This window comes from Flavitalea flava, from assembly GCF_054461575.1.
In genome coordinates this window covers 103,927-116,308 of the sequence record NZ_JBTLQH010000024.1, presented here as the reverse complement: position 1 = coordinate 116,308, position 12,382 = coordinate 103,927, and the positions used below count along the sequence as shown (strand labels likewise).

General features: G+C 45.2%; 10 protein-coding genes. 2 read left to right on the top strand and 8 right to left on the bottom strand.

The window, feature by feature from the left end:
• The 5 genes from egtB to ACX0G9_RS19950 form a co-directional block, all read right to left on the bottom strand.
• Window positions 1-988: ergothioneine biosynthesis protein EgtB (gene egtB, locus ACX0G9_RS19970; protein ID WP_459066722.1), on the bottom strand; the 988-nt coding region annotated here is incomplete at its 3' end.
• Window positions 985-2,559 carry an ABC transporter permease/substrate-binding protein gene (locus ACX0G9_RS19965; protein WP_459066721.1) on the bottom strand — a complete coding sequence of 525 codons (1,575 nt, stop codon included), beginning with the start codon at window positions 2,557-2,559 and terminating at the stop codon, window positions 985-987. The genes ACX0G9_RS19965 and egtB, both read right to left, overlap by 4 nt.
• Window positions 2,559-3,662, bottom strand: coding sequence for an ABC transporter ATP-binding protein (locus ACX0G9_RS19960; protein WP_459066720.1), 1,104 nt, complete (start codon window positions 3,660-3,662; stop codon window positions 2,559-2,561). Before ACX0G9_RS19960 ends, ACX0G9_RS19965 begins: the two co-directional genes overlap by 1 nt.
• Before the next feature lie 36 nt (window positions 3,663-3,698).
• Window positions 3,699-5,126 (bottom strand): mercuric reductase, encoded by a 1,428-nt coding sequence (locus tag ACX0G9_RS19955; protein WP_459066719.1) that lies wholly within the window; start codon window positions 5,124-5,126, stop codon window positions 3,699-3,701.
• An 84-nt stretch (window positions 5,127-5,210) separates the two neighbouring features.
• Entirely contained in the window at window positions 5,211-6,419 is a 1,209-nt protein-coding gene (locus tag ACX0G9_RS19950) for a PepSY-associated TM helix domain-containing protein (RefSeq protein WP_459066718.1), read from the bottom strand.
• Window positions 6,420-6,650: 231 nt separating this feature from the next.
• Between ACX0G9_RS19950 and ACX0G9_RS19945 the strand changes: the two genes are divergently transcribed.
• Window positions 6,651-7,127: a helix-turn-helix domain-containing protein gene (locus ACX0G9_RS19945; protein WP_459066717.1), complete on the top strand. Its 477-nt coding sequence runs from the start codon at window positions 6,651-6,653 to the stop codon at window positions 7,125-7,127.
• Window positions 7,128-7,137: 10 nt separating this feature from the next.
• Window positions 7,138-7,452: a hypothetical protein gene (locus ACX0G9_RS19940; protein ID WP_459066716.1), complete on the top strand. Its 315-nt coding sequence runs from the start codon at window positions 7,138-7,140 to the stop codon at window positions 7,450-7,452.
• Between the two features lie 21 nt (window positions 7,453-7,473).
• Here the strand turns inward: ACX0G9_RS19940 and ACX0G9_RS19935 are convergent, their stop codons facing one another.
• The 3 genes from ACX0G9_RS19935 to ACX0G9_RS19925 are packed head-to-tail and all read right to left on the bottom strand — an operon-like array spanning window position 7,474 to window position 12,380.
• Window positions 7,474-8,445, bottom strand: coding sequence for a lipid A deacylase LpxR family protein (locus tag ACX0G9_RS19935; protein ID WP_459066715.1), 972 nt, complete (start codon window positions 8,443-8,445; stop codon window positions 7,474-7,476).
• A gap of 57 nt (window positions 8,446-8,502) precedes the next feature.
• Entirely contained in the window at window positions 8,503-9,207 is a 705-nt protein-coding gene (locus ACX0G9_RS19930) for a peptidoglycan DD-metalloendopeptidase family protein (RefSeq protein WP_459066714.1), read from the bottom strand.
• A gap of 11 nt (window positions 9,208-9,218) precedes the next feature.
• The gene (locus ACX0G9_RS19925) at window positions 9,219-12,380 is read right to left on the bottom strand and encodes a S41 family peptidase (RefSeq protein ID WP_459066713.1); all 3,162 of its coding nucleotides are present in this window, start codon (window positions 12,378-12,380) and stop codon (window positions 9,219-9,221) included.
• Window positions 12,381-12,382: the final 2 nt, after the last annotated feature.

The window sequence follows — 12,382 nt, the reverse complement described above, 5'->3', positions numbered from 1 at the left end:
ATGAGGCTTCCCATTCCCACTCAGTGGGCAAACGCATGCCCACCCAGGCGGCGTAGGCCGCTGCCTCATAATAGCTGATATGACAAAGAGACTCATTCATCACTACCGGTTTTAATCCACGAAGGGTATAATTAAACCATGCTCCTTCTATAAAATGCCAGTATAAAGGAGCTGAAATAGTATTGTTCTTTACCCAGTCCCAGCCTTCCGCATGCCAAAATCGAAAATCACTATATCCGCCTGCAAGGATAAAGGCAAGATATTCACCGTTGGTGACCAGGGAGGACGCTATACTAAACTCATTCAGGTAAACTTTGTGGCGGGCCTGTTCATTATCGAAACAAAATCCATCCCCCTCAAATCCTATTTCAACCATGCCAGCCGGAATCCGGATAAATTTATCGATTATCTCAGCGGAACTATCCGGACGAGTGTGTCCATCGGGATGTGCAGAATCATCCGGATGAGCCGGCCCAGCCGCGCCGTCAGGGCTCTTTTCCTGATCCGACCAGGCCGGGAAAAGAGGGTTATGACCCAATATATATTTGATATCCGTCCAGAGTAATTCCTGGTGTTGCTGTTCGTGATTCAGACCCAGAAGGACCGTTTGGCGAAATTCTTCAGACACCCCTATATCGGATCCGGAAGACAATAATTCAATCATCTCCCGGTCTACATATTCCCGGTACCGGTAAACGTCCTGTACCGAGGGCCTGCTCAGATTGCCCCGGTCGGTACGAATGACCCTTGCCCCGATGGTTTCATAATAACTGTTGAAAACGAAATTGTAATCCGGATGGAAGACAAGGTAACCCGGTTTGTATTTTGACAATACAAAAGTTTCCCAGAACCAGGTAGTATGCCCAAGATGCCATTTTGGCGGACTTACATCCCCAATGGGCTGAACTACATAATCCTCCGTCTGGAGCGGCCGGCAGATAGCTTCGGTTGCTTTCCGGACAGCCTGGTATTGTTCAATGAAAATCATAATTTGTTTTTTTTCAGGTATCCGGCCAGATCGGATATAGAACGAATACCTAATTTTTCCGCCTGCTCCCTCCGCATCATCAAGGCATAGGCATTATTAAACCCAATAGGAGACAGCCAGGACAACTGGTATTTTTCCCCGAACCGGCGCTGCACATAATTGTATACGCTATCCCTGTCACCCCTCAGTCTTCCTGTAGTTTCTGCCGAAGCCTGAAGAATGGCGAGAAGGGCGGTTCCTGTATATTCAGGATACATATCGATTTTGTTATTCTCCAACGCTTCAAAACAAATTTTTGTTCCGCCCAATCCGGTTTTTGTTTCCACCCGGAGATCCGTATACCCTTTTATCAGCATGGCATACATATTTATTAAAATATATTGCTCGGCAAATATCTTTGAGCCTAACCGGATCGTCCCCTTCTCACCTAACCGTGGGGCCTTATACAATCCCTTTTCGACCAGGAAGTCCATGGCAACCTTTTCAGGAGATTCTTTGGCATAATCGACCCGGTAATTCAATTCCGTCATAACGGAATCATTGATCCTGCCGGAGAGCAGATTCAATACCGGTTCCAGTTCTTTATATTGGTCCAATACGGCCGTGCGGATCACTGGTGCGGCATAATAAGGGGGAAATATTTTTTTATCGTCCTTTAAAACAGTCAGGTCATAGGCTTTTAATCTCCCGTCGGTGCTATACCCGCTGATGACATCCAGTTTTTTTTCGTATGCGGCCTTATACATGACCGCATCACTGATGACCACGGTTCTGATTTGCAGACCATATATGGAGCGAAGCCCGATATCACCATCTTTTCTTCCCATGAATTCCGGAGTGAAGCCTGCCAGTAACCTGGAAGAATATCCTAAAGGAAGCAGATAGAAAGATGACAATACTATCATTATTAACGGCATCGCCCATACGGCTACCCGTAATCTTTTGCGGCTCATTTTCTGAACCAGCGAAAGAATAAAATCCAGCACGATCGCCAGCAAGGCAGCAGGAATAGCACCGGCCAGGATCATATTGGTATTGTTCAGCGCAATGCCTCCGAAGATAAACTCACCCAGACCACCAGCCGCAATATAGGCGGCAAGCGTGCCGACCCCTACATTGATCACTGTGGCAGTCCTTATTCCTGCCATGATCACCGGGAAAGCCAATACGAGTTCTACTTTGAGCAGCACCTGGGATCTGTTCATACCCATAGCCATAGCAGCTTCCCTGACATTCGGATCTACCCCGTTAATACCGGTATAGGTATTGCGGATAATCGGAAGCAGGGCATATAAAAATAGGGCGGCAATAGCGGGTATCGGCCCGATCCCCAAAAGGGGGATCATAAATCCCAGGAGAGCTATGCTGGGAATGGTTTGCAGAATGCCTGCCACTCCAAGGACAAATCCCGCGGCTTTTTTTCGCCGGGTAATATAGATACCAAGCGGCAGGCCGATAAGCACGGCAATTATTAATGAAATAAATGTCAATCCCAGGTGTTCAAGCGTTTGCTGCAGCAATTTACCGGACTGCTGTTGTATGAATGACCAAAGGCCTTGTGATTGCTCCATCAGTACGTTCCTTTCTTGACATGAAAAAATGCATCCAGCAGGGACTTTTGATCCGTTTGTTTGAACTGGCCTGTTCTTCGGTCCCCGATACGGATGCAATTATCGTTACTTCCATTGCTCCCTTGATTTTTTCGTTGATGATTGTCTTTCGATACGGACAAAAATTCCAGAACCTTCCAAAGGTTATCTTCTGTTGAAAATAACATGGGCTGGCCGGTGCTAATCTTTTCCTCACTTGTGTCCAAACCCGGATCGCTGCCGTCCAAACCCGGATCGCTGCCGTCCCAACCCGGATCCCTTCCGTCCGAACCCGGAATATCTGAAATATCGACCAGGTAAGGCCAGAGCAGTTCCAGCGAAACGACTTTCATTTCCAGGAGTAAACGCTGATCATCAAAAAATTCCTTTACATAGTTAGTTGCCGGCTCAAATAATAACTGATGCGGTTTGCCATCCTGTACTATTTTCCCTTTATCCAGCAGACAAATCCGGTCGCCTAATTCAAAGGCCTCCTGTACGTCATGGGTAACGAGAATGATGGTCTTATTCTTCAATTCATCCAGTTCCCTGAAATCCTTTTTTACGCTGGTTCGGGTAATAGGATCGAGTGCCCCAAAAGGTTCGTCCATCAGCAGGATAGGAGGATTGGCAGCCAACGCCCTGGCCAGGCCCACTCTTTGCTGCTGACCGCCGCTTAATTCATGCGGGTAACTGGACAAATATTGGGCTGGGGGAAGGTGAAGTTTTTCCATCAGGTCGATGGTGCGTGCATGGATTTTCTTTTTATCCCAGTTCAACAATCCGGGAACCATTCCGATATTTTCCGATACCGTATAATGAGGAAACAAACCGGTGTTTTGCAAGACATAACCAATGCCCTTCCGTAGGGTGGCGGGAGTCTGTTCATCGATCCTTTTTCCTGCTATCCGGATCTCGCCCTGCGTAGGTTCAATAAGCCGGTTGATCATTTTGAGCAGGGTTGTTTTACCGCAACCACTTTTTCCCAGAAATACCGTATTCTCCCCTTCTTTAACAGAAAAGGAAACATCATCCACAGCCTTAAATCCGATAAATGTTTTGGTTATATTTTTTACTTCGATCATCTTTTCGATCATCTGTTTTACTTCATTCCCCTAATTTTACTTCTCTTTATCCATAGCCAGGAACAGGTTATTCAGCGACTCTGCAAAGGTAGGATGTGCAAAGACAGCATCCCTGATCCTATCGTAGGTAATATCACCCATGATCGCCATTTGCAATACGCTCATTAATTCCCCTCCTTCCGGAGCCAGAATAGAGGCGCCCAGTATTTTTTTGGTATCGGCATCCACAATCGCTTTTAACAATCCGCGCGTCTCATTTGTTTCGATTCCCCTGGCTACATGACTGACAGGCAATCTGGCCACCTTTATTCGTAAACCTTTTTCCAGGGCCTCCTTCTCCGACAATCCGATTCTTCCCAATTCCGGATCGGTGAACATACAATAAACCGATATCCTGTTTGTTATACTTTCCTCCCCCTTTTCAAGGAGATTCCTGGCTACGATCAGGTGGTCATTATAGGAAACATGTGTAAATGCCGGTCCCCCTTTTACATCACCGAGGGCATAAATCCCCGCTACATTGGTTTCCAGTTTATCATTGACCTTTATAAAACCATGGGAGTCCAGCTCAATACCAGCTGCACCCGGATTCAGGGCTGCCGTATCGGGTATTCTTCCCGTTGCTACCAGGACATGGGATCCGCTAATAAATCCGTTTTCATGACCTACCGGTCCTGTCGTAATATCCAGGACAATATTGTCGGAATTATCATTTTCAACGTTACCATTATCGCGATTATTGGAAATTCCGGCAACCCTGGTATTCACCAAAATAGTAACCCCTTCTTCTTCGAGTATTTTTTTTATTTCACCGGCAATATCATCATCTTCTTTTGCCAGAAATTTTTCTCCTCTCTCAATGATCGTTACTTCACTTCCCAGTCTTCTGAATAACTGGCCAAATTCCAGGGCAATGTAACTACCGCCCATAATAATGAGATGGGCAGGTATTATTGAAAGGTCCATGATGGACGAGGAAGTAAGATAATTGATTTTACTGAGACCTGGAACAGGGGGCAGGAAAGGTTTTAACCCGGTATTGATGAATATCTTATCTGCCTTCAATGTATCCCGGGACCCATCCTCCCTGGTAAGGGTGACTTCCTTTGGCCCTGAAAAAACGGCATTTCCAAACAACAGTTCAAGATTGGGGGTCTGTAACAATCCCCTGGTACCGCTTTCCCGAAAAGATACAACGACCTCTTCCTTTCTTCGCCGGATCTCCTCCATGTTAATGGAATATCCATTCGTATGAATGCCGAAGTCTTTACTTCTTTTTAAAAGGTGGGCAATACGGCCGGAAGTGATCATCGTCTTGGAAGGAGTGCAGCCTACATTTATACAGGTTCCGCCCACCCATTTTTTTTCGATAAGGGCGCATTTCCAGCCTGCTGCGGCCAGTTTTTTAGCGAGCGGATTCCCTGCCTGACCGGAACCGATAATGATCGCATCGTATTTTATCATAGGAAGCGTATTTTTAGTGAGATGAACCTGGAATATTGCAATTCCTGTACCACTGCCCTATAAAAATACGGATATGTAATGGGCTTATCTAACTGCTGCGAGGAGCGCCGCAGATTTCGGTTTTGGGATATGCTTTTTCTTTCTTTTCCCCCACCAGACCAAAAAGCCGGTTAGCGGCAGGCTGGCACAGATCAGGCTAATGATAAAAGCCAGTATTTTTCCGGTCAGGCCGCCGATGGCGCCCACATGAATATCATAATTCATTTCAATCAGGCGTTCGCCCCGGTTCTTTTCGGAATTATTTCTCCGGTGCAATAGCTTGCCTGAATATTGATCGAATTGAAGCAGATCTGAACCATAATAGACTTGTTTCCCTTTGTAACCAAAAGCATAGATCGTTCCTTCTTTTCCGGAAGCAGGGGATAAACCGATCCGTTCCGAACCGGGTAGTTGGACAAAAGCTTCTTTAAATGCGATATCGAATGGATTGAAACCTATCGTCTTTACAGAATCTGCTGCCGGCGGTACAGATTTTACAACGATCTGCACAGGAGGAGAGGTCGTTCCGGATGCTGCAGCATATACCAGGGATTGGAACCATCCAAAGGCAAAGACCATTCCTGTCAGGGAAATTATTAAGGCTGGCAGCAGACTGTAAAACCCCGGTACATTATGCATATCATAATTTACCCGTTTGAAACTGGCCTTCCAATTAATCTTAAAACTTCTGTCTTTAAAGGCTTTTGTCCATTTTTTTGGCCACCATAATACCAGCCCGGTGATCAGGAGCAGGACAAAGGTCAGCGTACTCCAACCAACGATGGGCTGGCCATACGGGGTGTTCAGCAAAAGGCTCCAGTGAATATATTTTACGATCGAAAAAAAATCATATTTATAATCCCGTATCCCTGTCACCTCACCCGTATAGGGATTAACAAGTACAGACCGGAAATACTCCATGGCACCAAAATAGGTAAGGGCCGTATCATTGTTTTTATAGGCCATAAATTCCCAGGCCCGGTCAGGCTGCCGGTAGGCCGTGATCCCTTCGATGGGTTGAGCAGCTCCCAGGGCTTCCTGAGCAGTCTTTTGAAGTCGACTTAGCGGAAGTGTTGCAGTCAGCACAGGTTTTACGAAATAGATATCCTTATAAACAAATTCCGTTATATCCTTTTGAAATACAAAAAGGCATCCGGTAATGCTCACGATCAGCACGACCAGCCCGGAAGCGAGTCCAAGCCAGAGATGGATCTGACCGATCCAGTATTTAAGCGTTTTTCTTTTCGTCTTCATGCTAAGGGCTGCAAATTTGGCCGAATTTCCCCGGAACATGTGTAGAAATCGGGAAAATCTGTTTACGAAAACAGGAAAGAAGACCGAAAAAGACATTTCTATTTTCTTATTCATGCCCCAAGCAGGTTGATACATTACAATTCCTATTTTATTCTAATAAGTTTTCTACCCAAAAAATTGAGACACCAGGTAGTTAAATTTTGAAAATGTTGTCTAAATAGGTAACTTTGTATGGAGAATATTATAAGGCAGATTATCGCGTATAAAAGGTACTTTCTTCAGTTTTATGAAGATCAACCTCTTACTGTACAGGAAAAAATAGAATGGGTTTTGAATTTGATCCGCGTAATGCAACAAGTTCCTGAAAAGTATTTTAAAATACAATTTATGAGCAAAAGTAAATCAGTAGAAGTAAACAAAAACATTACCACATTCGACCAAATATTGGATAAAAAATATGGAAAACCTGGAGGAAGGAAAAGGGAAATCTGGGAGCAAAACTTCGAAACATTCCGGCTTGGCGTGATGTTGGAAGAAGCCAGGAAAAAGCTCAATATGACACAGGAAGAGTTAGCAGAAAAATGCGGTACAAATAAGGCCTATATTTCAAGGATTGAGAACAATGCTTCGGATATACGCCTATCGACCCTAATGAAAATAATTCAACAAGGCTTAGGCGGACATCTGAAATTAACCTTGGAATTTTAACTGCATAGCAATGACCTTCGAACAATTCAAATCAACCTTAACATCCAATACACCTCCACCCGGCATTACCGGTTGCCTGGCAGCATTATGGTATGATGGAAAAAATGATTGGGAACAGGCGCACAACATTGCACAGGATATCGGAACCAGGGATGGTTCATGGATCCATGCCTATCTGCATCGTAAGGAAGGTGATAATGGAAATGCCAGGTATTGGTATTCCCGCGCTGGTCGTATCATGCCGGCCCATTCCCTGGAAAATGAATGGGAAGGGATCGTTACCGAATTGCTGCAACAAGGCACTGATCCGAATAGAAACCAATAGAAGGCTCTGTTTGTCAATTTTCTAAAAACCAAAACCTACCTGCAATCCCCCCGTCCGGTGAAACACGCTGGTCTTGAATTCCGCAGTGCTGCTCGTTTGAAAATATTCGAGATATAGTCTTTTAAACACCAAAACAAGCCCGAACTTATGCTGGATGACCAACCGGTTGATATCACCGGATGCAACGGTGTAAGGGCTTGAACGATTGAACCAACCGCCTTGCAGCGTAGCATCATAACCAACCAGGTTTACCAGCGGCTGATCATAAACAAACCATTGCCATTTACCAGTCAGCCTTCCTGAATTTCTGAACGGAGAATTATAATTGCCTGCCATTAAGGTAACCCCTGTGGTAAGTTTGGAACTAAGCGTCCCAAGCCTGATACTGCCATACGTCGCAAGGGAAATATGATCCGGACAGGATAAAATTTCCTTTTCATAATTCAACTGGTAATTTAAAACCAGGTCATTGCGGATCTGGTTGTGCCAGCCCAATGGTAGCGTATAATTGATCCAGTGATGAATACCTTTTTGCATGCCTTCCCCACCGGCTGCCGGTCCGATCAGGCCGGTACTGAGCAATACACTTATTCTTTCATGACGGAAGGTATTCGTAGCCGTTAAAAAGGTTTTCAGGAATAACAAACCCGCATAGGGTCGATCACCGTATTGGATTTCAGGTCTGTCAATATAGTTCGGAGTGTATCCGTCGTCTTCCAAAGCCAATCCATACTTAATAGCACTGTTCCGGGGATGCCATAATAATTTTGATAAAAAGAAGTTTTTCAAAGCCGGGTTGACAGATTCGATATAAATTCCTTGCGTATAATCCCGATCCGTGCCTGAAAAAAAATCATTCTCGTAAAATATCCTGAAATAATGGTCGCTGTTGATATTGCGGAAAGAAACCGTATTATCGATGGCTTGTGTCGATACAAGGATGGGAATAAGAAATAAAAAGAGGACAATATAAAACCGGAAAAAGGATACCATGCTGCATCATATACGATCGGCTGATCGTAATAGATTCAAATGCCTATTTACTGATGCCTATTTACTGATAAACCTGTTCAACTGAAGAACCTGATCCGGATCAGGGCAATTTTCCAACCATTGCCGGCTTTCGGAGAAACGGCAAACGCCGGGATAATCTCCCTTCCATCCCTGCATATCGATAATCAATTGAAAATGAAGATGGGGGGGCCAGTTGCCGTTCTCGAAACGCATGCCAAACTCTCCGATTACTTCGCCATTTTGTATTCGTTTGCCTTCCTGTAAATTTTTCAAGGAATTCAGGCTCAGGTGTCCGTAGAGGGAATGGAAAGTAATGCCCTCTAAATTATGCGTCAATATCAGTGTAGCACCATAATCGCTGTCCTTATTGTTAAAAGCAAAACTATGCACGATCCCGGTCAGCGGTGCCATTACCTTCGTTCCGGCCGTTCCCCAGATGTCGATTCCCAGATGCAGACGGCGGGGTTCTGCCGGTGTGCTATCAAAATGTTTGCTGCGGGCATAAAGGGTACGGTGTTCATTATAACCACCAATCCCATACCGGCAATGTTTTTCCCGGAGCATAGTATTAATATAGCTCGCAAAACTTTCTGTATCGGCAATCTGTTCCTGGCTCAGCTCCTTATTTTGGTCCGTAAAATCAAAGGGATATAATTTATCTTCCGATGGATCAAATGGAACCACGGGATGAATATCGTCCCGATGCTGCTTCAGCAATGTTGTTAAAGATGAATTATCCATAAACACTTGTTTTACTTCAAAATCTCTTCTATGGCCCTGTCCAGTTGAGGATCTCTTCCGTTGATCTTATCTTCAAAGGTATTGATCACTTTAATATCCGGTGTTACCCCATTGATTTCCAGGTCCTTTCCATCCAGTGTATAACATCCCCAGGAAGGGATACGCACAAAAGAACCGTCTACCAAAGGCTGTCCACTGGTAAAGATGATCCAGTGATACGTTTCGTTGCCGACGATCTTGCCCAGTTTCAGTGCCTTAAATCCTGCAGCGGTCATTTCGGCATCGCTTAACGATTGTTCATTGGTCAGCAAAACGATCGGTTTGTCCGCCGGAGCAAAATTACTTTGCGTTGTCAATTGCCCTCCCCTGTATTTCCACTGCAGGTAAGAACGCTGAGCAAGGAAACGTAACACTTCATCATGTACATTTCCGCCTGTATTATACCGGAGATCAAGGATCAGGCCATCTTTCCCGTTTAATTCCCGGGTCATATCGATTTTGAACTTTTCCAACTCCTCGGTCCCCATATTTCTCATACAGGAATAGGCGATCCGGCCTTTCCCTTTTTCCGTTACCCTCCGGCGGTTGTTGTCGATCCATTCCTCGTACAGATTCCCAGTCAGGCTTGCCTGAGGGTGAATTTTTACTTCGAACGATTTTCCATTCCTGGAAAAGCTTAGTTTCAATTCTTTGGCAAGAGAAGGTTTTGTAAAGTAGACATTCCGGTCCGTAGCGGCATCGACCCTTACCCCATCTATACTTACCAGTTCATCGCCAGGCAATATGTCGATCTCTTTTTTATCAGCGGACGAACGGTTGATCACCCGTTTCACGATATAGGGGTCCTGGTTCCCGAAAAGAATACCTGTTTCCATAGTATGGGCCGAATAAGGCACATTCTCATCGTCACCCGATGTATAAAAACCCTGATGGGAAGAATTCAGTTCTCCCAGCATATCGTTCAACAACACCCGCAGATCGGAGCGGTTATTCAGATAAGGTAAAAAACTACTGTAATGGTCCCTGGTGGTTTTCCAATTCACTCCGTGGAATTTTTCATCATAATAGTTTTCTTCCAGCCGGGCCCAAGCCTCAAAAAACAGCTGACTGAACTCTTCGGACAAATTCCTCCGGAAAGTATAACTAAGGGCAATGGGTTCCAGTTTACCCGGTTCCAGGGTTAACTTAAAGATGTTCCCATTGAGGAGAACAAAATTTTTGTCTCCGTTCCCCGCCATGTTAAGGTTATTCGTTCCATCCCCACCGATGATCTTTTCCGTTTTGTTTGGCTCAAAGGGTTCGATCACCGTCTTCCATAATGCGACCTTTCCCTGCTCGTGGTCGCTGGTATACAGAACGGTTGTTTTGTTATCTTTTTGCAGCACCTCCTGCAGGAATTGAGATCCGAAGGAAGGGCTGATCTGTTCGATCCGTTCCATGATCCCTTCAGCATTGATCGTAATAGGGGTATTTTTGATCACGGCAGTCTTGGAAGCAGAATCCTTTTTTATAAGCCGGGAGTCTTTTTTGCCGGTATCTGCCTCTTTTTTCTCCGTTTGGAATAAGGCTGCAAATTTGTCCATCCGAAATGGTTCATCGAATTTTTCCAGGGGAATGCGATAGACCCTGGCATCCTGCAAACCAAACGGATAACCAGGCTTGAGACGGGACGAAGTAAAATAGATATACTTTCCGTCACCGCTCCAGATTGGATTGGTTTCAGTTACGGCCGTATTGGTCAGATTGATCGTTTTACCCGTGCGCAGTTCATGTACAAAAATATCCTGCTCGAAATTGCGGAATGCGGTAAAACAAATGTATTCCTCATTGGGGGAAAAACCGGGATTGGAATCCGCGAAAGCCCATATCTCATCTTTCACCAGGGTTTTACTATCAAAGGATTTCAGATCCATTAGCCGCACCTCGTCCCGGCCACTCAGGTATACAGCCTTTGTTTTTGATTTATTAAATGCTATAGCCCGGTTGCTGCGCTGATCATGGGTCCGTTCCTTTAACGGTGAGCTGCCGTCCGCCGCAATCGTATACCAGTTGAGATAGCCTCCGGAGGTCTGGTTAAAAAGAAGAGTTTTATTATCGGCCATCCATTTCACTTCCGACACCCGTTCTGCCGAGCCTTTTTCGATCTGCTGTATGAATTTCCCTTCCGGATCGCTGACAAACAATTCGCCCCTGGAAACAAAAGCCAGTTTTTTCCCATCCGGTGAAATATCCAGGTTGGTGATCGTTCCCTTGACATCAAAATCCTTTTCTTTCGGTAAGGTGTAATTCCGGGTGATGGTTATATCGAGTTTGTCCGTTTTTCCGGACTGAACATCGTAGAGGTACAATTGATATTCCTTTTCGAAGATGACCTTGTCGCCCTTTGCATCCACAACAGCATTTTTGATAGAGGAGGGGAATGTGGTAAGCGCCGTCTTTTTGCCGTTTTTAAAGGTATACAGATTATACTCTCCATTTCCTTCATCGGAAATAAAATAGATATTCCCATTCCGGTCCAGGGTAGCGCCAAAATCTTTGCCTATATAATCCGTGTAACGTTTGTACTGTTTGGATTTTGGATTGTAAGATTGAATATCCGGATTAAACGGCCCTTTATAATGTTTGCGCTGGACCTGGTTGCTGCTCTCCCAGGTATCATTAAAGAATATCTCTCCCGTACTTGGATGTTCGAACAGATTGTGATCGTATTGAAAAAAATAATCGCCGAATACCCTTTCCGGAGTTCCACCGGCCAGGGGAACCTTGAATCCGGATTGCTGGCCCATCCGGCCTGACGAAAAATAAATAGTTTTGGAATCCCAGCTCCAGGAACTTACTTCATCGCCGGCGCTGTGAAAGGTGAGTTGCCGGATCTCTCCTCCCTCTACCGGCATTACATAAACATCCGCATTACCGGATTGCCTTCCCGTGAAAGCGATCCATTTTCCATCGGGAGAAAAACGGGCATTGTTCTCGTAGCCCGGCATGGCTGTGAGACGAACCGCCTGCCCTCCTTTGGTATCCGTTTTCCAAAGATCCCCTTCAAAACTAAATACGACGATTTGCCCGTCCGGGCTCAGACAGGGATTGGATAAAAAATAGGCGCCCTGATTCTGGGCATTCAGCAAAAAAGGAAAGGATACCATTATCAGGGCGACAAAGACGCATTTCATGC